The 23,512-nt window shown below is 65.1% G+C and carries 28 protein-coding genes and 1 pseudogene; 13 read left to right on the top strand and 16 right to left on the bottom strand.

From position 1 onward, the window contains the following. Window positions 1-65: 65 nt before the first annotated feature. Both NCR38_RS25315 and NCR38_RS25320 read left to right on the top strand, forming a co-directional pair. Window positions 66-809, top strand: a complete 744-nt coding sequence (locus tag NCR38_RS25315; protein WP_061116494.1) for a lipoyl protein ligase domain-containing protein — start codon at window positions 66-68, stop codon at window positions 807-809. Between the two features lie 18 nt (window positions 810-827). Further along, window positions 828-1,658 carry a hypothetical protein gene (locus tag NCR38_RS25320; protein ID WP_086960683.1) on the top strand — a complete coding sequence of 277 codons (831 nt, stop codon included), beginning with the start codon at window positions 828-830 and terminating at the stop codon, window positions 1,656-1,658. 8 nt (window positions 1,659-1,666) lie between these two features. Here the strand turns inward: NCR38_RS25320 and NCR38_RS25325 are convergent, their stop codons facing one another. The 3 genes from NCR38_RS25325 to NCR38_RS25335 form a co-directional block, all read right to left on the bottom strand. After that, window positions 1,667-2,185, bottom strand: coding sequence for a YMGG-like glycine zipper-containing protein (locus NCR38_RS25325; protein ID WP_061116147.1), 519 nt, complete (start codon window positions 2,183-2,185; stop codon window positions 1,667-1,669). 49 nt (window positions 2,186-2,234) lie between these two features. Beyond that, the gene (locus tag NCR38_RS25330; protein ID WP_061116148.1) at window positions 2,235-2,585 is read right to left on the bottom strand and encodes a hypothetical protein; all 351 of its coding nucleotides are present in this window, start codon (window positions 2,583-2,585) and stop codon (window positions 2,235-2,237) included. Between the two features lie 173 nt (window positions 2,586-2,758). Then, the gene (locus tag NCR38_RS25335) at window positions 2,759-3,562 is read right to left on the bottom strand and encodes a DeoR/GlpR family DNA-binding transcription regulator (RefSeq protein WP_061116149.1); all 804 of its coding nucleotides are present in this window, start codon (window positions 3,560-3,562) and stop codon (window positions 2,759-2,761) included. Window positions 3,563-3,593: 31 nt separating this feature from the next. Between NCR38_RS25335 and NCR38_RS25340 the strand changes: the two genes are divergently transcribed. Next, entirely contained in the window at window positions 3,594-4,181 is a 588-nt protein-coding gene (locus tag NCR38_RS25340; protein WP_061116150.1) for an NUDIX domain-containing protein, read from the top strand. On the opposite strand, the gene modC is transcribed toward NCR38_RS25340, so the two are convergent. Genes modC through modA form a run of 3 tightly spaced genes read right to left on the bottom strand, consistent with a single transcriptional unit; the run spans window position 4,170 to window position 6,764 of the window. Further along, window positions 4,170-5,315, bottom strand: coding sequence for a molybdenum ABC transporter ATP-binding protein (gene modC / locus NCR38_RS25345; RefSeq protein WP_061116151.1), 1,146 nt, complete (start codon window positions 5,313-5,315; stop codon window positions 4,170-4,172). The two genes, NCR38_RS25340 and modC, sit on opposite strands and share 12 nt — an antisense overlap. Beyond that, on the bottom strand, window positions 5,308-5,988 hold the full coding sequence (modB, locus tag NCR38_RS25350) for a molybdate ABC transporter permease subunit (protein ID WP_061116152.1): 681 nt from the start codon (window positions 5,986-5,988) through the stop codon (window positions 5,308-5,310). Before modB ends, modC begins: the two co-directional genes overlap by 8 nt. Window positions 5,989-5,996: 8 nt before the next feature. Beyond that, on the bottom strand, window positions 5,997-6,764 hold the full coding sequence (modA, locus tag NCR38_RS25355; protein ID WP_409241440.1) for a molybdate ABC transporter substrate-binding protein: 768 nt from the start codon (window positions 6,762-6,764) through the stop codon (window positions 5,997-5,999). Between the two features lie 317 nt (window positions 6,765-7,081). On the opposite strand from modA, the gene NCR38_RS25360 reads away from it, so the two are divergent. The 4 genes from NCR38_RS25360 (at window position 7,082) to NCR38_RS25375 (ending at window position 10,334) form a co-directional block, all read left to right on the top strand. Next, window positions 7,082-7,879 (top strand): enoyl-CoA hydratase/isomerase family protein, encoded by a 798-nt coding sequence (locus NCR38_RS25360; RefSeq protein WP_250477764.1) that lies wholly within the window; start codon window positions 7,082-7,084, stop codon window positions 7,877-7,879. 15 nt (window positions 7,880-7,894) lie between these two features. Then, window positions 7,895-8,563 carry a glutathione S-transferase family protein gene (locus tag NCR38_RS25365; RefSeq protein ID WP_061116153.1) on the top strand — a complete coding sequence of 223 codons (669 nt, stop codon included), beginning with the start codon at window positions 7,895-7,897 and terminating at the stop codon, window positions 8,561-8,563. A gap of 126 nt (window positions 8,564-8,689) precedes the next feature. Continuing rightward, entirely contained in the window at window positions 8,690-8,872 is a 183-nt protein-coding gene (locus NCR38_RS25370) for a hypothetical protein (protein ID WP_061116154.1), read from the top strand. Window positions 8,873-9,179: 307 nt separating this feature from the next. Next, window positions 9,180-10,334, top strand: a complete 1,155-nt coding sequence (locus NCR38_RS25375; RefSeq protein WP_250477765.1) for a YhcG family protein — start codon at window positions 9,180-9,182, stop codon at window positions 10,332-10,334. Window positions 10,335-10,512: 178 nt separating this feature from the next. Here NCR38_RS25375 and NCR38_RS25380 read toward each other — a convergent pair whose 3' ends face one another. From NCR38_RS25380 to NCR38_RS25395, 4 genes are all read right to left on the bottom strand, one after another. Further along, a complete protein-coding gene (locus NCR38_RS25380; protein WP_086960685.1) occupies window positions 10,513-10,830 on the bottom strand; it encodes a cytochrome c in 318 nt (105 codons plus the stop codon). Continuing rightward, window positions 10,827-12,095 carry a sorbosone dehydrogenase family protein gene (locus tag NCR38_RS25385; RefSeq protein ID WP_250477766.1) on the bottom strand — a complete coding sequence of 423 codons (1,269 nt, stop codon included), beginning with the start codon at window positions 12,093-12,095 and terminating at the stop codon, window positions 10,827-10,829. The genes NCR38_RS25380 and NCR38_RS25385 overlap by 4 nt, the downstream gene beginning before the upstream one ends. A 250-nt stretch (window positions 12,096-12,345) precedes the next feature. After that, a complete protein-coding gene (locus NCR38_RS25390) occupies window positions 12,346-13,104 on the bottom strand; it encodes a hypothetical protein (protein WP_061116157.1) in 759 nt (252 codons plus the stop codon). A 56-nt stretch (window positions 13,105-13,160) separates the two neighbouring features. Then, window positions 13,161-13,382: a hypothetical protein gene (locus tag NCR38_RS25395; protein WP_061116158.1), complete on the bottom strand. Its 222-nt coding sequence runs from the start codon at window positions 13,380-13,382 to the stop codon at window positions 13,161-13,163. A 105-nt stretch (window positions 13,383-13,487) separates the two neighbouring features. On the opposite strand from NCR38_RS25395, the gene NCR38_RS25400 reads away from it, so the two are divergent. Continuing rightward, entirely contained in the window at window positions 13,488-14,702 is a 1,215-nt protein-coding gene (locus NCR38_RS25400) for a polysaccharide pyruvyl transferase family protein (RefSeq protein ID WP_250477767.1), read from the top strand. Here the strand turns inward: NCR38_RS25400 and NCR38_RS34530 are convergent. Beyond that, window positions 14,697-14,948: a hypothetical protein gene (locus tag NCR38_RS34530; RefSeq protein ID WP_409219308.1), complete on the bottom strand. Its 252-nt coding sequence runs from the start codon at window positions 14,946-14,948 to the stop codon at window positions 14,697-14,699. The genes NCR38_RS25400 and NCR38_RS34530 overlap by 6 nt on opposite strands. Window positions 14,949-14,961: 13 nt before the next feature. Next, a pseudogene (locus NCR38_RS25405) lies at window positions 14,962-15,567 on the bottom strand (LysR family transcriptional regulator); the annotation flags it as partial. Window positions 15,568-15,673: 106 nt separating this feature from the next. On the opposite strand from NCR38_RS25405, the gene NCR38_RS25410 reads away from it, so the two are divergent. Together NCR38_RS25410 and NCR38_RS25415 are read left to right on the top strand one after the other, a co-directional pair. Continuing rightward, the gene (locus NCR38_RS25410) at window positions 15,674-17,218 is read left to right on the top strand and encodes an MFS transporter (RefSeq protein ID WP_061116160.1); all 1,545 of its coding nucleotides are present in this window, start codon (window positions 15,674-15,676) and stop codon (window positions 17,216-17,218) included. A gap of 77 nt (window positions 17,219-17,295) precedes the next feature. After that, window positions 17,296-17,997 carry an SDR family NAD(P)-dependent oxidoreductase gene (locus NCR38_RS25415; protein WP_061116161.1) on the top strand — a complete coding sequence of 234 codons (702 nt, stop codon included), beginning with the start codon at window positions 17,296-17,298 and terminating at the stop codon, window positions 17,995-17,997. Window positions 17,998-18,000: 3 nt separating this feature from the next. On the opposite strand, the gene NCR38_RS25420 is transcribed toward NCR38_RS25415, so the two are convergent. Further along, window positions 18,001-19,044 carry a diguanylate cyclase domain-containing protein gene (locus NCR38_RS25420; protein WP_250477768.1) on the bottom strand — a complete coding sequence of 348 codons (1,044 nt, stop codon included), beginning with the start codon at window positions 19,042-19,044 and terminating at the stop codon, window positions 18,001-18,003. Window positions 19,045-19,488: 444 nt separating this feature from the next. Continuing rightward, entirely contained in the window at window positions 19,489-19,932 is a 444-nt protein-coding gene (locus NCR38_RS25425; RefSeq protein WP_061116163.1) for an SET domain-containing protein, read from the bottom strand. A 91-nt stretch (window positions 19,933-20,023) separates the two neighbouring features. Here NCR38_RS25425 and NCR38_RS25430 point away from each other — a divergent pair, with 91 nt between their 5' ends. After that, window positions 20,024-20,227 (top strand): hypothetical protein, encoded by a 204-nt coding sequence (locus tag NCR38_RS25430; protein WP_014252945.1) that lies wholly within the window; start codon window positions 20,024-20,026, stop codon window positions 20,225-20,227. Between the two features lie 10 nt (window positions 20,228-20,237). On the opposite strand, the gene NCR38_RS25435 is transcribed toward NCR38_RS25430, so the two are convergent. Beyond that, entirely contained in the window at window positions 20,238-20,516 is a 279-nt protein-coding gene (locus NCR38_RS25435) for a hypothetical protein (protein ID WP_061116164.1), read from the bottom strand. Between the two features lie 97 nt (window positions 20,517-20,613). Between NCR38_RS25435 and NCR38_RS25440 the strand changes: the two genes are divergently transcribed. Beyond that, window positions 20,614-22,002: an FAD-binding oxidoreductase gene (locus NCR38_RS25440; RefSeq protein ID WP_061116165.1), complete on the top strand. Its 1,389-nt coding sequence runs from the start codon at window positions 20,614-20,616 to the stop codon at window positions 22,000-22,002. Here NCR38_RS25440 and NCR38_RS25445 read toward each other — a convergent pair. Continuing rightward, a complete protein-coding gene (locus NCR38_RS25445; protein ID WP_061116166.1) occupies window positions 21,999-23,054 on the bottom strand; it encodes a DMT family transporter in 1,056 nt (351 codons plus the stop codon). The genes NCR38_RS25440 and NCR38_RS25445 overlap by 4 nt on opposite strands. Here NCR38_RS25445 and NCR38_RS25450 point away from each other — a divergent pair. Beyond that, window positions 23,053-23,484: a hypothetical protein gene (locus NCR38_RS25450; RefSeq protein ID WP_250477769.1), complete on the top strand. Its 432-nt coding sequence runs from the start codon at window positions 23,053-23,055 to the stop codon at window positions 23,482-23,484. The two genes, NCR38_RS25445 and NCR38_RS25450, sit on opposite strands and share 2 nt — an antisense overlap. The last annotated feature ends 28 nt before the right edge of the window (window positions 23,485-23,512 follow it).

Below are 23,512 nucleotides of genomic sequence, written 5' to 3' on the forward strand. Positions count from 1 at the left end.
CTTTCGCGGTTATTGGCTACCATGCGTGGATGGCGTCGCTCGCGACGCGCCCGGACATCGATTCCATGCCCTTCCAACTGATCGATCCCGTTTCCCTTTCCGGCGACCCGCTCGACGCCGAGGAAGCGCTTCTCTCACGCGCGGCCGCCGGCGAGGCTGTCGCGCATGTCTGGGAAGCGCCCGTTTCGCTGGTCGTGCCGCGCAGCTATCAGCGTTACGCGGCGCTCGCCGATGCGCGCGAGGCTTTCGCACAGCGCGGCTGTCCCGTGTGGCTGCGTCTGTCGGGCGGCGGCCTGGTGCCACAAGGCCCGGGCATTCTCAATCTTAGCCTCGCGTATCCGGTGCGCGCGCCGATGGGCACGCTCTCCGAAGCCGTCTACCTGCATCTGTGCAGAATTCTCGCGAATGCGCTCAACTCGCTCGGCGTGCTGACGCACTGGCAGGCCGTGGAAGGCTCGTTCTGCGACGGCCGCTTCAATCTCGCATGGGGTCCCGGCGACGACGCGCGCAAGGTCGCGGGCACGGCGCAGTACTGGCGGCGCGTGCCGCACGGCGACACGGATCAGCCGCTTTACGCGGTGCTCGCGCACGCCGTCCTGCTCGTCGATGCCGATCCGATCGAAATCAACGAGCGCGCCAATGCATTCGAAGCGATGATCGGCAGCGGCCGCCGCTACGAAGAAATGCGCGTCGTGACCGTCGCGCAGGCGCTCGCCTACGAATGTTTCTCGCTACCCGCCGACCTGCGCGAGCGCGTGCGCGCGGCGTTGATCGACCGTGTGAAGGACGCGCCGCTGCCAGAGCACTAAAAACGCATCGAGGTGGCCATGCCGCTCAGAAGTGCTTCGAACGGGTTCTTCTTCGCGTTGTGGGTGGCCGTGTGCGCGGCCGCGCCCGAATTTCTGTGGCAGGGTCTCTTTTCTGTCTTCGGCCATTTTTCCCTGATCGATGCCGCCGCCGCGCTCCTCATCGGCGCGATCCTCGCGTTTTTCGTCGAGCCCGTTCTGGAACGCGTGCGCAGTCTCGGCGACGCGCACGAGCACGCGGAGAAATCGCCGGCCTTCGCCGCGTGCGAGGCGTTGAGCTTCGCGATCGTCGCCGTCTGCGTGCATGAGGCAATCACCGTGTACGTCGCGGCGAGCCATTCGAACGAACACGCAAGCGAGAACCTCGCGAGAGCCGTCGGGCAGGCGCTGCAATGGGCGGTCACACCGTTTTTCATCACGCTCGCGTGGATGGCCGCGCGAGCGCCGTCGTGGCTCGCATGGTCCGTGGCGGCACTGGCGGTGATCGCCACCTTCGTCGCCGGCGTGATATTCGGATGGAGCGCGCACGTGCTCGTGACGAGCGTGATTCCGGCGACCTGCGTGCTGATCGCGGGATGCATTATCGTGCGGGAACAGTGGGATGCGTCGACGTTCAGGCGCTGCGCCCGCGCGACCGGTGTGATCGCGCTCGCCTGGCTCGTGTTGACCGGCGCGCTGCAACTCGTCCTATGGCTCGCACACGTCCAGGCGTTTCGCGTTTATGAACGATCGGAGTTCTGGAGCGACTTGCGGTTTTACATCGGCTGGGTCACGGGGCTGCTCGTTGCGCCGGCCTTCGTGCCCGACGCGCCGCTGAACGCCGGCGGCGACGGCCGGCGCGTGCGGCGTTGACGACGTTGTCAGTACGTTCCGGGCGGTGGCTGCCAGCCCGGCGGCGGAGGTGGTGGCGGCGGTGTCGTGCTGTACGCCCCGGACGGCTGGACGGTGCGCGTGGCGCCGCGCACCGGCACCTTGTCGCCCGCGGCATACATGCATTGCAGATAGGCGTAATCGTAGCGCTGCTGCACGGTGTAACCCGATGCCTGCGATGCGCCGACGCCGAACGCGCTGCCCGTCAGCAAGCCCGCGCCCGCGCCGATGGCCGCGCCCGAGCCGCCGCCGAACGCCGCGCCCGCCGCCGCGCCGAGCGCAGTGCCGACGACCGCGCTGCCGACCGCGCTGTTGGTCGCCGCCTGATTGGCATCCACGCCGCCGACCTGATTGAGGGCGAACTGGCGGCACGAGGAATCGTCGGCGCGGAACTGGTCGAACGTCTTGGTGCTGCCGGGGAGCGCCATCACGCTAGGGCCGGTGGGCATCACGGTACAGGCCGAAAGACCGATCGCCGCGAGGAGCAGGGCAAGCCTTGAGTAGTTCATGGAATCTTGCGAATTCGCTTCGTTGTGTGTTTCAGGGCGCCGAAAAGCGTCAGTTCGACGGCGGCGGCGTAGCCGGAACCGGACGCCATGCGTCGGCACATTGCTTCACGTACGGGTAGTAAGCCTTCGCGGAGTCGCAGTAGTACCACATGCCGGCTTGCTGGGCGGGCGCGCCCGGATCGGCGGCCGGCTGGCCCTGCTCGACATATTGCACCGGCGCGGAAGGCTGGACGACCACGGGCGGCGGCGGATAGTAGTAGTACGGCGCGGGTGCCATGGGGTATGGGTAATACACGGGTCCGCCGACCCAAACGCCGACGCGTGACCAGGCATACGCGTTGGCGGTCACGCCCGCGCTCGCAATCAGCGATAGCGCGATAAAAGCCTTGAGGCGATTCACGACCTTCTCCAGAAAAATTGTTTGCGGTGTCGATGCCTATAACGGAAATCCGACCTCCGCTGTTGACCGGACATGGCGCATCTTTCAACGCTATTCCAGTTGCTGGAGAAATTCAATTACACGAGCGGGCGCGTATTTTTCGGCGCGTTACCCGGTAACAAAGTGTCGTGATTTCAGGCGCGCAGCACGGTCATTCCGGCTTGTTCGAACGGCTCGGTGAGCTTCGTGTCGGCTGCCTTTTCGACGATGATCGTCCGCGCGAGCTCGATTCCGCCGATCCTGTAAGCCGACGCCGCGTTGAGCTTCGCCGCCGACGCGAGCACGACGGTTTCCGCCGCGCGCGCCGACAGCGCACGCTTGATGTGCGCTTCCTCGAAATCGCCGGTCGTGAGCCCGGCTGTCGGATGCACGCCGGTGACACCCATGAAAAAGATGTCGGCATGGATGTGCGACATGGCTTCGACAGCGGCCGCGCCGACGGTGACGATCGAATGCTTGTAGAGCTTGCCGCCGATCAGCACGACGTCGACCGATGCGTGCTCCGCCAGCGCAACCGCGACGCTCGGGCTATGCGTGACGATCGTCGCGCGCAGATTCCCGGGAAGTTGACGCACGAGCAGCGCTGACGTCGTGCCGCCATCGACGATCACGACCTGCCCCGGCGCGATCATCTCCGCCGCCTTCTTCGCGATGCGCCGTTTCGCGTCCGACTCCATTTGCTCGCGCCGCGCGAACGGCGCGACCGCGGGCGAAGCGGGCAGCGCGCCGCCATGCACGCGCTGCAGCAGTCCTTCGGCGGCGAGTTCGCGCAAATCGCGGCGGACGGTGTCCTCGGAAATGCCGAATCGCGCGCTCAGTTCCGTGGCGAGCACTTGCCCGTCGCGCGCGAGGGCATCGAGGATCGCTTTCTTGCGTTGGCTGGTCAACATTGTCTTGCACGAAATTTCTTGATTTTGCACGAAGTTGCACGTTAGCATGAGTTCAACGAATTGTCGAACAGGTGATCCGATGGAAACGAAAGCGCGTGTGCGCGTCCTCAAAACCGAAGTGCTGTCCGACGACTGGTACGTCCTCAGAAAAGTGACCTTCGATTTTCAGCGTCGCGACGGCGTCTGGCAGCGTCAAAGCCGCGAAACCTATGACCGCGGCAACGGTGCGACCATCCTGCTGCGCGAGCGCAACACCGGCAACGTGCTGCTGACGCGCCAGTTCCGCATGCCTGCGTTCGTCAACGGACATGACGGCATGCTGATCGAATCGCCCGGCGGCCTGCTCGACGACGCAACGCCCGAAGAGCGCATCCGCGCCGAAGTGGAAGAGGAAACGGGCTATCGGGTGCATCACGTCGAAAAGATCTTCGAGGCGTTCATGAGCCCCGGATCGGTGACGGAGAAGCTCTACTTCTATATCGGCGACTACGACAGCGCGATGCGCGTATCGGAGGGCGGCGGCGTCGAGGAAGAGGGCGAGGAGATCGAGACGATCGAAGTGCCCTTGCAAACGGCCATGCAGATGATCGAGCGCGGCGAAATCATGGACGGCAAAACGATCATGCTCCTGCAATACGCGGCGCTGAAGGCGCGCTCAGGCGAGTAGCGACACCGCCTTGACCTGGGCCCATAACTGCATGCCTTCGACGATGCCGAGCCGGTCGATCGAATAGCGCGTGACGCGCGCGAGCAGCGGCGAGCCGTCGACATCGAGGCGCACTACGGCTTGCGAAGGATTGACGTCGCCCGCAATGCCGACGACCGTCGCGGACAGCACATTGAGCACGCTGCTGCGCTCGTGCTCGTGCGTGCCGGTGATGAGACTCACGTCGCGCGCTTTCACGGCCACGCGCATCGACTTGCCTTCGGCCATCGGCGCATGCACGACGGCGAGCTTGGCGCGAGAGCCAGGCAACGCGAGCGTGAGCAGGCCGTATGCATTGTCGTATCCCTCGACGATGCCTTCGAACACGACCGATGCATCGTCGGCGATTGCGAGCGGCAGGTCGAGCCGCGCGAGCGTCTCGGCGATGGGGCCGCTCGCCAGCGCGCGACCGCCTTCGAGCAGCACGAGATGATCCGCGAGGCGCGCGACTTCTTCCGGCGCATGGCTCACATAGAGCACGGGGATATCCAGCTCGTCGTGCAGACGTTCCAGATACGGCAGGATTTCGAGCTTGCGCTTCTGATCGAGCGACGCGAGCGGTTCATCGAGCAGAAGCAGACGCGGGCTCGTCAGCAGCGCCCGCGCGATGCCCACGCGCTGCCGCTCGCCGCCCGACAAGCCGGCGGGCATGCGCTCCAGCAAATGCCCGATGCCGAGCAGTTCCGCCGCCTGCGACAGATCCACGCCCCGCGCGGCCGACCGCACGCGATCGAGCCCGAAGCGCAGGTTCTTTTGCACGCTCAGATGTGGAAAGAGGCTCGCTTCCTGAAAGACATAGCCGAGCGGCCGCTTGTGCGTCGGCAGAAAGATGTTGCGTTCGGTATCGAGCCACACTTCGCCATTGACGACGAGCCGCCCGACGCGCGGTCGCGCGAGTCCCGCGAGGCATCGCAAGAGCGTGGTCTTGCCGGAACCGGAATGGCCGAAGATCGCGGTGACGCCGCGCCCGGGCAACGTGAGATCGAGATCGAACGTGAAGCCCTCGTACTCGACGAGAAAGCGCGCCGCGATAGCCTCGTCGGAGCCGCGATGCGCGCGGGCGGGCGCGAGAAGGGAGGACGTGAGTTCAGACATGAGCCGCCACGGAACGTCGGCTGGAATAAAGCACTAGAAGAACGACGAACGAGAATATCACCATGCCGCCGGCGAGCCAGTGCGCCTGGGCGTATTCGAGCGCTTCGACATGATCGAAGATCTGCACGGAAACGACGCGCGTGCGTCCCGGAATGTTGCCGCCGATCATCAGCACGACGCCGAATTCGCCGACGGTGTGCGCAAAGCCGAGAATCGTCGCCGTGACGATGCCCGGTCGCGCGAGCGGCAGCGCCACCGTGAAGAACGTGTCCCACGGGCCGGCGCGCAGCGTCGCGGCGGCTTCGAGCGGACGACGGCCGATTGCCTCGAACGCGTTCTGCAAAGGCTGCACGACGAAAGGCAACGAATAGATCACCGAGCCGATCACGAGCCCGGTGAACGTGAACGGCAGCAAGCCGATGCCGAGCGCCTGCGTCAGCCTGCCGACATAGCCGTTCGGGCCCATCAGCACGAGCAGATAAAAGCCGATGACGGTCGGCGGCAGCACGAGCGGCAGCGCCACCACCGCGCCGACGATGCCCTTCAGCTTCGAGCGCGTGTGCGCGAGCCACCACCCGATCGGCGTGCCGACGAGGAGCAGGAGTGCCGTCGTCAGCGACGCCAGCTCGAGCGTCAGCGTGATGGCCTGGAGATCGGTGCTATCGAGGGGCATCGACGGAATTACAGTTGATAGCCGTAGGACTTGATCACCGCGGCCGCTTTCGGGCCCTTCAGATAATCGATGAACTGCTTCGCGACGGGATTGTCACGGCCCTTGTTCAGGATCACGGCGTCCTGCTTGATCGGCTCATGCAGGTCAGGCGGCACGATCCACGCCGAGCCGCTCGTGATCTTGCCGTTCTTGTAGATCTGCGAGAGCGCGACGAAGCCGAGTTCGGCGTTGCCCGTCGCGACGAATTGCTGCGTTTGCGAAATGTTCTGACCTTCGACGACCTTCGGCTTGATCTCCGCGGTCAGGCCGAGCTTGTCGAGCGTCTGATAGCCGGCGAGGCCGTAAGGCGCGGCTTTCGGATTGGCGATGGCAATGTGCCGGAAGTCGTTCTTCTTCAGCACGTAGCCCTTGTCGTCGACGTAGCCGTTACTCGCGGACCACAGCGCGAGCGCGCCCGTCGCGTACGTGAAGCGGCTGCCGGGCACCGTCGCGCCTTCGCTGTCGAGCTTGGCGGGGGTGGAATCGTCGGCGGCGAGGAACACTTCGAACGGTGCGCCGTTCTTGATCTGCGCGTAAAACTGGCCCGTCGCGCCGAACGATGCCACGACCTTGTTGCCCGTATCCTTCTCGAAGCTGGCGGCGATCGCCTGCACGGGCGCCGTGAAGTTGGCTGCGACCGCGACCTGCACTTCACCCGCCAGCGCTGAAGTTGCGGCCGCGCCCCCGGCGAACGCAACGAAGGCGGACAGCAAAGCGCGCAAAATACGAATCTTCACGTAAGGCTCCATGAATCGAGTTGACATTCTGGTTATGGATCGACTTTGAGCGGCACGTTGGAGGCCGCGAGCGTGTGGCCGTACGGTTCGGCGAGCACCGTAATATATACGAGTATATTACGTCGGCGCATGCTCGCTCTGTCACATGTCGATCATGAGTCTCGTCGGAAGAATGCGAGTCGATGTGTTTGTGAGTCTCGCTCAAAGAATTGGGTTGACCTTGTGCGCGTTTTTCGAAGACACTGAACGATGAATACCGAACGACAGCAAAATAAGTTGAGTAGCGCTCAATTCGAACATATGAGGGAGACGGCATCGTGACCGACGCATCGAATCTGCAACGCCTGAAGCTCGGCATCGAAGGACACATTGCGCGCGTGACGCTCGATCGACCCGACGTGCGCAACGCGTTCGACGACGCGACCATCGTCGAGTTGACCGCCGCCTTCCGCGCGCTCGATGACGACGCCAACGTGCGCGTCATCATCCTCGCCGCGAGTGGCCCGGCGTTCTGCGCGGGCGCGGATCTCAACTGGATGAAGCGCATGGCGGGCTATTCGGAAGCGGAAAACCGCGCCGATGCGCTCGGCCTTGCGACCATGCTGAACACGATCTACGCATGCGGGAAGCCGGTGATCGCGCGCGTGCAGGGCGACGCCTACGCGGGCGGCATGGGCCTCGTCGCCGTGTGCGATATCGCGGTCGCGGCGGATACGGCGCATTTCTGCCTCTCCGAAGCGAAGCTCGGCCTGATGCCCGCGACGATCGCGCCCTACGTGATCCGCGCAATGGGCGCGCGCGCGGCGCATCGGTACTTCGTGACGGCGGAGCGTTTCGATGCCGCCGAAGCACTGCGTCTCAACTTCGTGCATGAAGCCGTCGCCGCCGATCAGCTCGACGCGTGCGTCGATGCGATCGCTGCCAGCATCGCCGCGAACAGCCCGAACGGCGTGCGCGAATGCAAGCGGCTCGTCGCGGATTTTGCGGGCAAGGATATCGACGAAGCATTGATTGGCGAGACCGCCGAGCGCATCGCGCGCATCCGCGCATCGGACGAAGGGCGCGAGGGCGTGCGCAGTTTCCTCGAAAAGCGCAAGCCTTCGTGGCTCGGCTGAGCGGAGCCTGTCGACGTGATTACACTGCATCACTGCGTGAGCGCACGCTCGTTCCGGCCGCTCTGGGCGCTGGAGGAAATCGGCGTGCCGTACGAACTGAAGATGTTGCCGTTTCCGCCGCGCGTGTTCGCTCGCGGCTTCAAGGACGTGAATCCGCTCGGCACGATTCCGGCGTTCGAGGAAGACGCGCTCTTCATGACCGAATCGTCGGCGATCTGCCAGTATCTCGCGGCGCGCTACTCGCCGGGCGCGCTCGACGTTGCGCCGCACGAGGCGGATTTCGGCCGCTATCTCAACTTCCTGCACTTCGGCGAAGCGACGCTCACTTTTCCGCAGACGCTCGTGCTGCGTTACGCGCATCTGGAGCCGCCGGAGCGTCTGCAGCCGCAGATCGTCGATGATTACGCGCGGTGGTTTCATGCGCGCCTGCGCACGCTCGCGCCGCTTCTGGCGGCGCAGCCGTATCTGTGCGCGGGGCGCTTCACGGCGGCGGACATTTCCGTCGGCTACGCGCTCATGCTCGCGGAACTTCTGGATCTGAGCGATGGCTTCGCGCCGTCGATCGCCGAATATTGGCGTCGTCTGCGTGAACGCGAAGGCTATCTCCGCGCCATCGGTGCGCAAGAAGCCGCGGCGCTCGCACAGGACGTCCCGACCACGCCCGCGCCGCGCCTGCGCCCGTAGTTACCCTCCTTCAAGTCCCCCCGTCCGGAGGGCTGTGCGGACCATCGCGCAGGCCTACTCTTCACATCACGCGCTGACGTTCACGCGCGCCGATTCAGAGAGACTTTCTTCTTGACGAGGTTGGCGATGGTCGTCTTTTCCTGGTTCCTGTCAGTGGTTGTCGCGCTGCTCGCGACGGCCACCATTGCGATGGCGCTGCCGCGCTCCGCCGCGGACGAGTTGAACGCCACCGCGCCGCAGTCGATTTTCAGCATCGAGATGAATCGCATCGACGCGATACTCGCGTCCTGCATGCCGAACGGCGACTGAGACGGCTGGCGCGACGGGGCGCGTCGCTGGGCGTCGGATGTAAGTGTTGTCGAATCAATGAATTGCGGCGATAGCCGAAACGATATCCACAGGCTTGTGCACGGAAACTGTGGACAACATCTGGATCGAGGCCGAAGAGCCTCGGAAGGTAACCCCAAGCCTTGCGCGAGGGGCGCGTCGGGAGACCACACAATCGACGAGATCGAAGCTCCGTGCGGATGCCGCGCCTCGACGGGGAGGCGAATTCCGCTATATTCGAGCGCTGATGCGCGCCCGACGGGCCGCACCGCACGGAGACCTTCGACGGATGACCAAGCAAGAGATTTCCGCCAACGACTACGACAAATTCCGTTCGGGCATCGTGGAGGTGCTCGAGAGTGCGCGGCGCGCCGCCGCACGGAGCGTCAACGCGATCATGACGGCTTCGTACTGGGAAATCGGGCGGCGGATCGTCGAATCGGAGCAGGGCGGCGCGCATCGGGCGGCTTACGGGGAGACGCTCATCGCGCGGCTGGCCACTGATCTGACGAGCCGTTTCGGCAGAGGATTCGGCAAGGCGAACCTCGCCAATATGCGCGCGTTCTATCAGCAATGGCCGCCGGAGCGGATTTTCCAGACGGCGTCTGGAAAATCGGCGACGGCTTCGCAAACGCTCCAGACGGCGTCTGGAGAATCCGCGCCTTCCTTGCCGTCCCCCAACGCCGACGTACGTCTCGCCGCGCTCGCTGCCCGCTTCGCACTACCGTGGTCGGCCTACGTGCGCCTGCTCTCCGTGAAAAGCGACGCGGCGCGCGCCTTTTACGAGAGCGAAGCGTTGCGCGAGGGCTGGTCGGTCCGCCAGCTCGACCGGCAAGTGAACAGCCAGCTCTTCGAGCGGCTCGCGCTGTCGCGAAACAAGGCGGCGCTGCTGGAAAAGGCCGCCGAGCGCGCTCCCGACGACACAATCACGCCCGAGGAAGCGATCAAGGACCCGTTCGTCCTCGAATTCCTCGACATCAAGGACGAATATTCCGAGTCGGATCTGGAGGACGCGCTGATCCGGCGCCTCGCGGATTTCCTGCTCGAACTCGGCGACGATTTCGCGTTCGTCGGACGACAGAGACGGCTGCGCATCGACGACACGTGGTTTCGCGTCGATCTGCTGTTTTTCCATCGACGGCTGAAGTGTCTCGTCGTCATCGATTTGAAAGTCGGCCGATTCAGCTACGCCGACGCAGGCCAGATGCATCTCTATCTGAACTACGCGCGCGAGCACTGGATGAAGCCGGGCGAAAACCCGCCGGTCGGGCTGATCCTGTGTGCGGGAAAGGGCAGTGCCGAGGCGCGCTACGCGCTGGACAACCTGCCGAACAAGATTCTGGCAGCCGAATATCAGACGGTGCTGCCCGACGAGAAGCTGATCGCGGACGAACTGGAACGTTCGCGCGAGGCGCTGGACGCGCGGCGTGGCCACACCGGCTAGCGCAGGAAATACGGGGCAAAAAAAAGCCCGCTTCATTGAGCGGGCTTGAATCCACATCGGTTGAGACATGGAGGAGACAGGTGTAAGTATAAACCCTTAAGCCTCCGCGTCAATACCTAAAATCAAAAAAATCGCAATCGGGTCTGCACCGCAGCAAATTTGCAACACCTTGTCCACGTCATGGCTTGCCGAGGCTGTGGTAGTACGCGGCCAGATTGGCGATATCCGCGTCCGACAAGGTCTTCGCCATCATCGACATCATCTCGTTCTTGCGCTCGCCCGAACGGAAATCGTTGAGCGCCTTCACGAGATACTCCTCCGTCTGCCCGGCGAGATTGGGCGCCTCCGGCAGCTTCGACATGCCGTCGATGCCGTGACACGCCGCGCACGCCGACGCCTTCGCGCGCCCGGCCTTTACGTCGCCGGCAGCGAACGCGGCGTGTGACATCGCCGCAAGCACGCCCGCAAACATCGCCGCCGTCACCCCAATCTTCATTTCGCCCCCGTATACGAGATGCGGTAGATCGCGCCCGCATAGTCGTCGGAGACTAGGAGCGACCCGTCCTGCAGCATCTGCACATCGGCCGGACGGCCCATGTACTCGCCGCTCGACGTGAGCCAGCCTTCCGCGAAGACTTCCGCCTCGCCCGCGGTGCCGTCGTCCTTGACCGGGATGAACATGAGGCGCGCGCCGACCGGTTTCGTGCGGTTCCACGAGCCATGCTCCGCATCGAAGATGCCGCCCTGATACTTCTGCGGGAACATCTTGCCGTTATAGAACGACATGCCGAGATCGGCGGCGTGCGCAGCAAATTCGACCTGCGGGAACAGGAGGCCCGCCGGCGGATTCTGGTCCTTGTACTCGACCGTGCGCACCTTGCCGCCGCCGTACCACGGGAAGCCGAAATTCTCGCCGCCCTTGGTCGCGCGATTCAGCTCGCCGGGCGGGGTGTCGTCGCCCATGCCGTCGACCTGGTTATCGGTGAACCAGAGCGTCTTGTCCTTCTGATTGAAGTCGAAGCCAACCGAATTGCGCGCGCCGTGCACGTACACTTCGCGGTTCTTGCCGTCCTGATCCAGACGGATGATGCCGGCGAGCCCGTTGCGATCCAGTTCCGCGAGCTTGTCCTTGGGCGGCACGTTCCACGGCTGGCCGAGCGCGATGTACAGCTTCTTGTCCGGCCCGATGCGGCAATAGCGCGCGCCGTGATTGAAGCTCTCGAACTGCGTCGGGATCAGCTTGCCCTGCGGCACGACGACGGCCGCCGCGACATCCGGTCCGCCTTCACCGAAGAACTGCGCGGCCGGAAAGCCGAGCACGCGATTCTGTTCGACCACGTAGAGCACGCCGTCGGGCGAGAAGCACACGCCGTTGGGCACCTTGAACGTCACTGACGATGCGAACTGCACGACGTCGCTCGCGACGCGCTGCTTGGTCCGGTCGGTCACCTGCCACACGCGATTCTTGCGCGTGCCGACGAATACCACGCCTGTGGAAGGCTCGATCGCCATCGCGCGGGCTTCCGGCACCACGGCGTACAGCTCGATCTTGAAGCCCTGCGGCAGTTTGATTTGCTCGAGGTTCTTGCGCAGCGCGTCGGCGGTCTGGCCGGCTTGCGGGACGGTTTCCGCCGGCGTGGCGTTGCCGGTCTGACGAAAGTTCGACAGCGCGTTGACGTTGTCCTGCGCAGCGTTCGCATACGGCAGGCAGGCGAACATTGCACCGACGGCCAACGGCAAAAGCTTGAGTGTTGCGTTCATCTGGTTGTCTCCTGTTTGTTGTCGACCGGTCCCGCGGTTCGGCGCCGCGCTCCGGTTCCATTCAAAGCAAGACTCTTCTGACATGCACCGAACAACACACGACAACTTTCGCCGAAGCGCGCAGCCCGGAAAGCAACCGGACGCGAACGCCGCGACGCTGCCTGCAGTGAAAAAGAATCTTAGGACAGAAAACGCTTATATAAACACTGGACGACTAATTTTCGGGGTCGCGCTCCGCGCCAGGCGGAAGCTATTTCCGGCCGTCGAAGAGAAACACGTCGGAGCGATTCGGGCTCGGCAGCGCCACGAGGAGGCGCGCGCCGTCGAGCACCGCGTTACCGGTCACGGTCACATCGGGAAGCGGGCAGGGCGCGGGGCCGAACGTCACCGAGACGTCGTATGCGTTCGCGCCTTCGTGCGGCGCGGCCGTGCCCTTGAAGATGCAGCCGGATGTCGTCGTGCCGGCCAGATAGCCGTCACCCGCGACCGTGATGCGCGTTTGCGTCGTTCCGCCGAGCGCCATGCCGCGCCCGCTGTAGAGGCCGCCCAGATTGGCGCGGCTCGGCGCGATGTCGAGGATCGTCGCGGCTTTGCCGGAGAACGCGAGATCCGCGCTGCCGTCCTTGTTCGCGACGGTTCCATCGACGGCCGGCGCGTGCGCGAAATCGACGTTGAACACGACGGGCAATGCGCCCGCCTTGCCGACGCGATAGTCGAATGCCGAATCGCTGGTAAACCGCCCGTCGCTCGACTGCGCGCCGTTCTTCGCGACCGCGACGCCCGCGAGCCCCGTGCCGCCCGCGCCGCCGTAGAAGAGATACGCGGTGCCGTCGAAGAGCGTGAGCAGTGTGGCTTCGGCAGTGCTGCCCTTGAGCGCGCCCTTGTAGACGCCACCGGAGGGCAGCGTCGTGGTCGCGGTGCCGGGCGGTGGCGCGGTATTGGCGCCGTTGGTCGAACACGCAGCGAGTGCGACGGCGCAAACCACGATGGGAATCGCGTTTCTTGTCATTCAGGACTCCGGTCGCGAGCGGTGAGAGTTCTGTATAAGCGCTTCAATCATGCAGGTCAAGCGCGCCGCGGGTCATCATTCCGCGCTCGTTCAGCCGCTTTACGATGCGTTTCATGGCAACGCGACACTTGGAACGCGAGCGGAAACCAACAAGACATCGTCCGATCCGAGGTCGAAGAGGCGATTGCGTCGTCGCTCGCTTCTTCGGAGGATGCATCGCGTTCGGCGTTTCCGGCCATCAGCGATGCGGCCGCAATGGGCGTCGGTTCGATCTTCATCTTCCCTCTTGTCCCGCAGTGTGTGAGGGAAGCTTGACCGGCGAGAATTAGAGCATTGCGAGGGCGCGTTTTTCGCGACGGCGGCATCGTTTGAAAGGAGGCCAATTGCCTGACGCTCTTTCCTTGTCGAAGCCGCGGACCATCATCTTCGGCGCATTCGATCGACACAACTTCGGCGACATGCTGTTCGCGCATGTCGTCGCGCGGCTGCTTGCGCAGCGTCGTCCGGAAGTCGAGCCGGTGTTCGCCGGATGCGGGCAGCGAGACCTGCGCGCGCACGGCGGTCATGATGTCGCCGCGCTTTCGCAACTGGCGCAGTGCTGGCGCGACGAACCGGTTGCGCTGATTCACGCGGGCGGCGAGCTGCTGACGTGCGACGCATGGGAAGCAGCTGTGATGCTGACGACGCCCGAGGAAGCGCGCATACGCATCGCCCGATACGGTTCGCGCGCCGAAGACCGCAACGCCTGGGCGCGCACCGAACTCGGAACGGATGCGCGCGCGCCGTATGTCATCGGCCGCGAGACGTTTTCGCGGGCTACGTCGATCTGCTTCAACGCGATCGGCGGCGCAACGCTCGACGCCCGCGAAGCCGCGTTGCGCGAGGAAGTGCTCGGCAAACTCCGATCGGGCGACCACATCAGCGTGAGAGACGCGCCAACGCAGGCCACGTTGAAGCGCGCGGGCATCGACGCGCAACTCGTCCCCGACCCGGTATCGTTGGTCGCCGAGCTCTTCGACGAGCGCATCCGGACGCATTCGGATGCACGCGACGCGTTTCCTCGCGGCTACCTGGCGGTGCAGTTCAGCGCGGATTTCGGCGATGACGCCACGCTCACGCAGATCGCGCATCAACTGGATCGGCTCGGCAAGACGACCGGCCTCGGCATCGTGCTGTTTCGCGCGGGCGCGGCGCCGTGGCACGACGACATCGCCGTCTACGCGCGCATGGCCGCACGCATGCGCCACCCGGCCGTGACGATCTTCGAGTCGCTCAACGTCTGGGATATCTGCGCACTGATCGCGAAGAGCAAAGGTTTCGCGGGCACGAGCCTGCATGGCCGGATCGTCGCGATGGCGTACGGCTTGCCGCGCGTGAATTTTCAGCACGCGGACGCGGACGCTTGCAAGCAGCACGCATACACGTCGACATGGGAGATCGCGGATGCGCCGGGCCTCGTGCCGATCACGGCGATACACGCGGCCATGCGCGAAGCGCTGGCAATGGATCGCGCGGCGTTGCATGACAAGGCATCGGCGCTGGCGAAGGCGCATCGCGCGGGATTCGAACCGATCGCGCAGCGCGTGCTTCGATCATGAAGCCACGAAATCCAGATAGGCCTTGACCGCCGCCGCCCGCTCGAACCGCCGGTACATCATCGCCACTTCCGAGGGCACCGCTTTCCCCGCGATCTCCCGATACTCCACGCCCGGCACCGTCACGCACTGCGCGAGCGAGCGCGGCACGACGGCGACATCGCCGCCCAGCGATACATGCGCGAGCACGTCCGCGAGCGTGCCCGGCTGCGCGACGACCCGCGCCTTGAAGCGCCCGCGCCGCGCCACTTCGAGCGTGCCGGATTCCTGCTCGGGGCGCGACGAACGACTGATCGCGCAACTGCGCCGGCGTAATGACGCGCGACGCCGCCAAAGGCGAATCGGCCGGCAACGCGACAATGAACGCATCGCGATGCACGGTGCGCGCCTCGACGCCTTCCGGGTACGGCACCGGCGGCCGCACGTAGGCGATATCGACGCGCCCTTCCATCAACAGCGCGCCGGCCTCGCGCATTACGATTTCCTCGATGCCGATCTCGACGAGCGGATAGCGCGCCCGAAAGCCGCGCACGGTCGCCTGCAGCACGCCGGAGTAGACCGCTGACCCGACATAGCCGATGACGATCTTCCCCAGTTCGCCGCGCTCCGCCAGCGCCGCCCGCTCGGCGCCGCGCGCGAGATGATCGAGCGCGCCGACGGCGTCGCCGAGATAGGCTTCGCCGGCCGCCGTCAGCGCGACCGATCGTTTCGTCCGATGAAACAGCCGCACGCCGAGCAGCCGCTCGGCTTCCTGAATCTGCCTGGTGAGCGCGGGCGGCGCGATGCCGAGCTCTTCCGCCGCACGCGCGAAATGCAGATGCCGGGCAACGCTCAGAAAACAGCGCACGTGACGCAACTCGACAGACATGTCTGTATTCACGAATTCGATAATTATTCGACGATTCTATGTCAATGACAGGGAAGACGGACACAACTAGCATCGGGAGACTCTTTCGCTTTTTCCGCGCATCGCCATGTCGAACACGTCCGATAACCGCTTCGTCCTGCTCACCGCGTCGGCGACCTGTGCGCTGATCACACTCGACACGAACGTCGTCGCGGTGGCGCTGCCGTCCATCGCACGCGATTTCCACGCCGGTTTCGCCGATGTCGAATGGGTCGTGAGCGCGTACATGGTCGCGTTCGCCGCGTGCCTGCTGCCAGCGGGGGCGCTCGCCGACCGCATCGGCCGCAAGAAGATGCTGATCGCGGGACTCGCCGTGTTCTTTCTGGCGTCGCTCGGTTGCGGGCTCGCGCCATCCGCGTTCGCGCTGAACCTCGCTCGCGCGGCGAAGGGACTCGGCGCGGCGATGTTGCTGACGTCCGCGCTCGCGATCATCGCGAACACCTTTCACGCAGGCGCGGCGCGCGAGCGCGCGTGGGCGGTGTGGGGCACCTGCATGGGCGTGTCGACGACCATCGCGCCGCTCGTCGGCGGCGTCATCACGCAATTGGCCGGCTGGCGCTGGATTTTCCTGATGAACCTGCCGATCTGCGCGCTGCTCGCGGCCTGTGCATGGCGCGGCATCCGCGAATCGCGCAACGGCGAAGCGGGATCGCTCGATCTCGCCGGCAGCGCGCTTTTCGCCGGCGCGCTCGCCCTCGGCATCTGGGCGCTGATAGACGCGCAAGCGGACGGCTGGACAGACTGGCGCACCGTCGCGCGGCTCGCCGCGTGCGCGCTGCTTTTCATCGTCTTCGTGCAGGTGCAGCGCTCGCGCGCACACGCGATGATCGACCTCGCGCTATTTCGCCAGCCGCGCTTCGTCGCCGCCGTGCTTGCGATGTTCGGCTACGCGGCGTGCGCGCAGGTGATGATGACTTTCCTGCCGCTCTATTTGCAGAACGCGTTCGGCCTGCCGGCGGTGCGCGCGGGCCTCGGCATGCTGCCGTTTGCGATTGCGATGGTCGTCGGTCCGCATATCGGCGCGTCGCTCGGCAAGCGCGTTCCGGCGATGGCGCTGCTGACGCTCGGCCTCGCGACCATCGGCGCGGGCAATCTGCTGACGGCGCTCTTCGCGGGCATGTCGAGTTACGGGATGATCGCGGTCGGCATGATCGTCACGGGCCTCGGCGCGGGCGTGCTGAACGGCGACACGCAAAAGGCGATCATGGCGTGCGTGCCGGCGCATCGCACCGGCATGGCCTCGGGCATCAGCACGACGACGCGCTTCACCGCGATCGTCACGTCCGTGGGCGTGCTGGGCGCCGTGCTCGCGACGCGCACGCACGCCGCGCTCGATACCCACGCAGCGAGCCTCGCCGATCCAAAGCGCGTGCTCGATGCCGCGTTCCTCTCGCGCCTGCTCGCCGGCGATCTCGCGCATGCGGGCGGAAGCCTCGCCGGACCGCAGGGGGCGGCGATCATGCGGATCGCGCGCGAGAGCTTCGCGAGCGGCTTCGCGGCATCGCTCGGCGTGGCGGGCGTATGCGCGCTGACGATCGCCGCGGCGGTCTGGCTGCTCGCGGGGCGCGTGCCCGTCGAAAGCAGCGCGACGGCATCGGCGTTGGCTGAATAGCCAGGCGCGAATGCCTCGCCGCGCGCCGCGTTCCGTCCTATGCTTTTCCTGACGCCATCGAACGGAGCGGCCACGCAATGAACAGCCTGGAAGGAAAGATCGTCGCCATCACGGGCGGGTTCGGCAGTCTCGGACTCGCGACGGCGCGCGTGCTCGCCGAACGCGGCGCGCGCGTTGCGCTGATCGGCCACGGAGGATCGTCGGATGCATTGCCCGCGCGGCTCGCCGATGCGTGCGTCGTCACGGGCATCGATCTGACGGATGCGACCTCGGCGCAGAAAGCCGTCGACATAATCGTTCAGCAGACGGGCGGCCTGCACGCGCTCGTGAACGTGGCGGGCGCGTTTCGATGGGAAACGATCGCGGACGGCAGCGCCGACTCCTGGCAGTCGATGTTCGACGTCAACGTGAAGACCGCGCTCAACGCATCGAAGGCGGCGCTCGCGCAACTGAGCGCGAGGGAGGGCGGGCGCATCGTCAATATCGGCGCGCTCGCCTCGATGAAAGCGGGCATGGGCATGGGCGCCTACGCGGCATCGAAGGCGGCGCTGCTGCGCCTCACCGAAGCGCTCGCGGAAGAACTGAAGGACAAGGGCGTCACGGTGAACGCGGTGTTGCCGTCGATCATCGACACCGCGCCGAATCGCCGCGACATGCCGGACGCCGATTTCTCCCGCTGGGTGAAGCCGGAAGAACTCGGCGCCGTGATCGCGTTCCTGCTTTCGCCGCAGGCGCAATGCATCACGGGTGCGGCGATTCCGGTGACGGGGCGCGTCTGACGCTCAGCAGGTTTGCGCCCTGAATGCCTCGCCCCGCAAGCCTGCGCGATCCACGGCCGCGATGCGATTGCGGCCGTTGTCTTTCGCCTGGTACAACTGCGCGTCGGTGAGATTGATGAACGTCGTCACGTCCATGCGTTCGCCGGGCACGACGGTGCCCACGCCGAAGCTCGCCGTCACTTGCTGATTGTGCGGGGAGCGCACGTGCGGGATCGCTTTGCCGGCGATCAGCGCGCGGCAACGCTCGGCGATGCGCATTGCGGCTTCGGCATCGGTATCGGCGAGGATCAGTGCGAACTCCTCGCCGCCGAACCGGCCGAGAAAGTGTTGCGGACCCGCCGCCTCGGCAAGCGCTCCCGCGATGCGCTTCAGGCATTCGTCGCCCTGGACGTGGCCGTAGTAATCGTTGTACGACTTGAAGAAGTCGATATCGATCATGACGAGCGACAGCGGCCGGCCCGAGTCCTTCGAGGCACTCCATTCGCGCGCCATTACGTCGTCGAAACGGCGGCGGTTGCCGACGCCCGTCAGGCTGTCGCTGAACGAGAGGCGCTCCAGTTCCTGCTGCAACTGCGCGAGTTCTTCCTCGATGCGCTTGCGCTCGCTGATATCGAACATGAAGCCGATGAGCGCCTCGACCTCGCCTTTCTCGTTGCGCTCGACGTGCACGACATCGCGCAGCCACACATAGCCGCCGTCGCGGGTGAGCGCGCGGTAATCGGCTTCGTGATCCGTGCCCGCTTTCGATTGCGAGACGCAGAAGTTGACCACGGCTTCGCGATCGTCCGGATGCATGCGCTCGGCCCAGTCGTGAACCGTCTTCCACGACGACGGCGCCCAGCCGAGCAGCGACTCGATTTGCGGTCCGATGTAGGCGAATTCCATGGTCGCCCAGTCGATCTTCCAGGGGATCGCGTTGGTCGATTCGAGCAGCGTGCGGTAGACGGCGTGATCGTCCTCGCCGAGTGCGCGTTCTGACGGCGCGAGTGTGTCTTCGTGCCGCAGGAACGCGGCCTTGAGGGGGCTTTCGGTTGGGGCGCGGTTCATTGCGTCGGGGGCGGCGATGGCAGGGTGACGATTTCGTTTGTTATCGGCGGCGGTTGGGGGTTCTGAAGGGTGATATCGGTCTAGGAACGGCGATGCATGCGCGGGGTTTCGGACTTTACTGGTGTTGAGTACTGGCGCTTATGCCTATGCTCGACGGGTAGCTTTAACGCTACAAAAGGTGGTCTCGTACTTTCGCCCCGATTTGGTCGGGGCGTTTTTTTTAGTCTTTATGGAATTTTCGGGAAGGGCGGGTGTTGACTCGATATCGCGGGCATCGGGCGGCTTTCGGAGCACATCAGTCGCTCGAGCGTGGCATGAGGTGTTGCGGGATTCACTTCCCGTAGCCATAACGCCGCCGATGCGCCCCGCAGCCCGCCCGCATCGCCCCCAGCGACGCGACGATCCGCACGGCGCCCGCCAAGCGATGCAACAGCGCTTGCGGCCCTACCCCCGCGCCGACAACATCGTCCCTCGACACCCCGGCGCGAGACACCTGCACGCATAAAGCCGCTTGAGCGCGGCGGTGCGCCGGCCATCGACGGTCAGGCAATAGTCGATGAACAACTCCTGCCCTTTCGCGATCGGCCGGATCGCGCGGATGAAGACGCGCTCGCCGTCCTGCTCCGCTTCGCAGTTCGGCGCGCAACTGTGATTCAGCCAGCGCGCGGAATTGCCGCCGCGCGCACCGTCGATGACGCTGCCGTCATCGAGGCCGAACAGGAAGGTATGGCCCTCTTCCGCAGTCGATTTCGCGTGCATGCGCTGCGCTTCCTTCCACGACAGACGGTGGCCTTTGTATTCGAGCAGCATCGCGCCGATAGGCAGATCAGCGAGAGCGAATACGCCCCGGCCATGAACGGGCGAAGTCCGGACAGTGATTCGACGCATGGTGTGGCGGTTCACAGTGAATAGGTTGAATATTTGAGTGAAGGCGTGACCATCGTTATGATGTGGCCGTCATAAATCGCTGTCACGTCCAATGCCCGCAGTTTCTCCCCGCAAGAGCAGGAAGCGCAAGCCACTACGCGGCTCGCTTGCGCGATATCGCAACAGGATCGTCGAAGTACTCGGGGAAGCGCGCGGCCAGCGCGTGATGATACGTTCGATCCACGACGATGGCGTCGAGCGGCGCACCGCCGTCAAGTGGATCAACCTGCTACCGCTCGACACCGAGTTGTTCTAGCAGCAGACGCCTAGCTCAGCGACAATCCGCGGGCCTGTTCGAGCAACGCGGAGGCGGCCAGGAATTCCTTTCTGCCGGCCATCGTGAGCGCGGCGATCGCCGTGTCCTTGAAGAGTTCCTCGTCGGACGTGACCGGCGCACGCGATTCGCCAGCGCGTGCCTGACGCAGCCGAAAAAACGCCAGCATCTCGAAGGCCTGCGCGCGGTGATCTCCGCTCACGCCCGCCGCGACCAGTTCGGCCGCGCCGGTCAGTTGAGCCAGAGCGCTTTCGTAGTCTGCTTGTTCCATCGTCGCGTCTCTCCCGAATGATTGCCAGTAATTCTCGCGCGTTTGGTTCAAACTATCGCATCTGACAACGATGCGAAACAACGAACGGAGACGACGCATGGCGGCAAGCGAAGCGGTAATGGCATTGCGGGAAGCGCTCGGCGCACAGGTCGTGGCGCTGCCCGACGAATTCGGCGACAGGCGCGTCGCCGACTGGAGCGGCTTGCCGGGCGCGACGCCAGTCGCGATCATCCGTCCGCGCACCACCGATGAAGTCGCGCAGGCGCTCGCCATCTGCGCGAAGCACAAGCAGCCGGTCGTCACGCAAGGCGGCCTCACGGGGCTCGTCGGCGGCGCGAATCTGCTCGGCGGCGAAGTGGCGCTGAGTCTCGATCGCATGAATCGCATCGTCGAGATCGACGAAGTCTCCGCGACCATGACCGTCGAAGCCGGGACGCCGCTGCAAGTGGTTCAGGAAGCAGCGAGCGCGGCGGGTTTCTACTTTCCGCTCGATCTCGGCGCGCGCGGCAGTTGCTCCATCGGCGGAAATCTCGCGACGAATGCGGGCGGCAACCGCGTCATCAAGTACGGCATGATGCGAGATCAGGTGCTCGGCGTCGAAGCGGTGCTGGCGAGCGGCGAGATCATCGGCGGGATGAACAAGATGATCAAGAACAACAGCGGTTACGATCTGCGGCATCTGTTGATCGGCAGCGAGGGCACGCTCGCCGTGATCACGCGCGTCGTATTGCGCCTGCGGCCGAAGCCCACGGCAACCGCCACCGCATGGTGCGGCCTGCCGGATTTCGCCGCCGTCACCACGCTGCTCACGCGCGCGCAGGCGAGTCTCGCGCCGGGCGTATCCGCGTTCGAGGTGATGTGGGCCGGCTACCACGATACGGTCATCGCCAATCTGAAGAACCTTCGCGCGCCGCTTGCCGAGGCGCATCCGTTCTACGTGCTGCTCGAAAGCGTCGGCACCGATCCCGTTCGGCACGGCGAAGCCTTCGAGGAATTCTTGGGCGGCATGCTGGACGCGGGCATCGTGACCGATGCGGCGATTGCATCCAACGAAGCGCACGCGCGCGATTTCTGGGCGATCCGCGACGCGCCGGGCGAATACGATCGCTTCATCCCGAACTACGCGGCGTACGACGTGAGCTTCTCGATCGCGCAGGTCGGCGACGCGGCCGCGCAATGCGAAGCGCGTCTGCGCGCGCGCTGGCCCGATGCGATCGTGATGACATACGGCCATCTGGGCGACGGCAACATTCACATCGTCGTGGATCTTCCGGGCCGCGGGAAGCAGGACCACGACGACATCGATGCCGTCATCTACGACGTCACGCGCGAGTTCGAAGGTTCGATTTCGGCGGAGCACGGCATCGGCATGAAGAAGCGCGACTATCTTCACCTCGCGCGCCGCGAAACCGATATTGCGGCGATGCGCGCGATCAAGGCATCGCTCGATCCGCACGGGCTGCTCAATCCGGGCAAGGTGTTCTAGCCGCGCCTGTGCGCATGCCGGTGATGAATGTCGGGGAAATGCGCGTGTGAATGCGTGATCGGCAGATGCACGTGCGGATGCGTATGCGGCTCGTCGCCGGAATACGGAAAGTCGTGCACATGCCGATGATGCTCGTCATGCATGTGCCGATGCGTATGTTCGAGCCGCTCGTGCGTGTGCTCGTGTTCGTGGCGCTCGCGCACGTGCAGCCATACGCCGAGCGTCATCAGCGCGGCGGCGATCCAGAAGGACGCGCCCGGCGCTTGCGGCCACATCGCAAGCGAGAGCGCGACGCCGAACACAGGCGCGACCGAAAAGTACGCGCCCGTGCGCGCCGTCCCGAGACCGCGCAGCGCGATCACGAACAACACGAGACTCACGCCGTAGCCGCCGAAGCCGGTCGTCATCGCGCCGGCGACGATGTGCGGCGCAGGCAGATGCGCGCCCATCGCGAACGCAATGCCGAGATTCGTCGCGCCCGCGACGAGGCCCTTCGCGCAGGCGATCACCATCGCATCGGCGGTCGAGATCCTGCGTGTCAGATTGTTGTCGATGGCCCAGCACAGACATGCCAGCGCGATGAGAAGCGCGCCTCTCGTCGCGTGCGTTGCGCCCGGTTGCCACGCGAGCACGACGCCGCCCGCGACGATGGCGGCCATGCCGAGAAAGACGGAGAAATCCACGTTCTCCCGAAACACGATCCACGCGATTACCGCCGTCAGCACGCCTTCCAGGTTGAGCAGGAGCGAACTCGTCGCGGCGGGCGTGCTCGTGAGGCCGAACATCAGGAGCGCGGGCGCGGCGACGCCACCGAATGCGATCGCGCCGAAGAGCCATGCCATTTCCCGCGCACGCAGGCTTTCGTTCGTCGCGCGTCGGAGCGCGCGGCCGAGCAGGATCGCGCCGAGGCCGACGCCGCTGCCGAGGTAGAACAGGCCGGCGACCATGAACGGCGGCATCGGGCCGAGCAGCGCCTTGGCGATCGGCGTGGTCGCGCCGAAGAGCGCCGCGGCGGCGAGGGCGGTGAGGATCGCGGTGAATCGGCTGGGCATGGAAGGATCGTCGAACGAGCGCCGGTTTTTCAGTGTAGTCGAGGCTGAATCCTCGGATGATTCGCGCTCTCATTCTTCGCTCATTTTCGTCGCGCAGAATGCCTCCATCGACAAACAATTGCAACGCGGGAGACGAGAAATGAGAGCGATCAGATACGCGATGGTGGCCGCCAAACTGACCTTTGGCCTTGTGACGGTGGCGCAGGCGCATCCGTTCATCGGCGTGGGCATCACGGGCGGGCCGGTGTTCCCGGTGGCCTCGAGCGCGCAGAGTGCGCCGGCGCTGCCAGTCTATGCCCGTGCGACGGACTCAGGTCCCGCGCCGCTGCCGCCGGATGCGCCGCCGGTGCGGTACGCTGAGCCGGCTATCGGAAATATTTCGGCGATCATGGGGCGGGGGAATTTTCCGGGTGTTCAGAGTGGGGTGTGAGGGTCGATTGTGTGTCTTGCGATTGGTG

The sequence above is a fragment of the Caballeronia sp. INML1 genome (assembly GCF_023631085.1).
Classification (GTDB): Bacteria; Pseudomonadota; Gammaproteobacteria; order Burkholderiales; family Burkholderiaceae; genus Caballeronia; species Caballeronia turbans.

Coding starts and splice junctions, on each gene's coding strand:
- NCR38_RS25385 (WP_250477766.1), bottom strand. CDS start 12,095: ATGAACGCAACACTCAAGCTTTTGCCGTTGGCCGTCGGTGCAATGTTC.
- NCR38_RS25315 (WP_061116494.1), top strand. CDS start 66: ATGCCCTTCCAACTGATCGATCCCGTTTCCCTTTCCGGCGACCCGCTC.
- modC (WP_061116151.1), bottom strand. CDS start 5,315: ATGTCTGAACTCACGTCCTCCCTTCTCGCGCCCGCCCGCGCGCATCGC.
- NCR38_RS25445 (WP_061116166.1), bottom strand. CDS start 23,054: ATGCCCAGCCGATTCACCGCGATCCTCACCGCCCTCGCCGCCGCGGCG.
- modB (WP_061116152.1), bottom strand. CDS start 5,988: ATGCCCCTCGATAGCACCGATCTCCAGGCCATCACGCTGACGCTCGAG.
- NCR38_RS25370 (WP_061116154.1), top strand. CDS start 8,690: ATGGTCGTCTTTTCCTGGTTCCTGTCAGTGGTTGTCGCGCTGCTCGCG.
- NCR38_RS25450 (WP_250477769.1), top strand. CDS start 23,053: ATGGAAGGATCGTCGAACGAGCGCCGGTTTTTCAGTGTAGTCGAGGCT.
- NCR38_RS25435 (WP_061116164.1), bottom strand. CDS start 20,516: ATGGAACAAGCAGACTACGAAAGCGCTCTGGCTCAACTGACCGGCGCG.
- NCR38_RS25410 (WP_061116160.1), top strand. CDS start 15,674: ATGTCGAACACGTCCGATAACCGCTTCGTCCTGCTCACCGCGTCGGCG.
- NCR38_RS25390 (WP_061116157.1), bottom strand. CDS start 13,104: ATGACAAGAAACGCGATTCCCATCGTGGTTTGCGCCGTCGCACTCGCT.
- NCR38_RS25420 (WP_250477768.1), bottom strand. CDS start 19,044: ATGAACCGCGCCCCAACCGAAAGCCCCCTCAAGGCCGCGTTCCTGCGG.
- NCR38_RS25415 (WP_061116161.1), top strand. CDS start 17,296: ATGAACAGCCTGGAAGGAAAGATCGTCGCCATCACGGGCGGGTTCGGC.
- NCR38_RS25395 (WP_061116158.1), bottom strand. CDS start 13,382: ATGAAGATCGAACCGACGCCCATTGCGGCCGCATCGCTGATGGCCGGA.
- NCR38_RS25375 (WP_250477765.1), top strand. CDS start 9,180: ATGACCAAGCAAGAGATTTCCGCCAACGACTACGACAAATTCCGTTCG.
- NCR38_RS25325 (WP_061116147.1), bottom strand. CDS start 2,185: ATGAACTACTCAAGGCTTGCCCTGCTCCTCGCGGCGATCGGTCTTTCG.
- NCR38_RS25440 (WP_061116165.1), top strand. CDS start 20,614: ATGGCGGCAAGCGAAGCGGTAATGGCATTGCGGGAAGCGCTCGGCGCA.
- NCR38_RS25335 (WP_061116149.1), bottom strand. CDS start 3,562: ATGCTAACGTGCAACTTCGTGCAAAATCAAGAAATTTCGTGCAAGACA.
- NCR38_RS25430 (WP_014252945.1), top strand. CDS start 20,024: ATGCCCGCAGTTTCTCCCCGCAAGAGCAGGAAGCGCAAGCCACTACGC.
- NCR38_RS25340 (WP_061116150.1), top strand. CDS start 3,594: ATGGAAACGAAAGCGCGTGTGCGCGTCCTCAAAACCGAAGTGCTGTCC.
- NCR38_RS25425 (WP_061116163.1), bottom strand. CDS start 19,932: ATGCGTCGAATCACTGTCCGGACTTCGCCCGTTCATGGCCGGGGCGTA.
- NCR38_RS25380 (WP_086960685.1), bottom strand. CDS start 10,830: ATGAAGATTGGGGTGACGGCGGCGATGTTTGCGGGCGTGCTTGCGGCG.
- NCR38_RS25320 (WP_086960683.1), top strand. CDS start 828: ATGCCGCTCAGAAGTGCTTCGAACGGGTTCTTCTTCGCGTTGTGGGTG.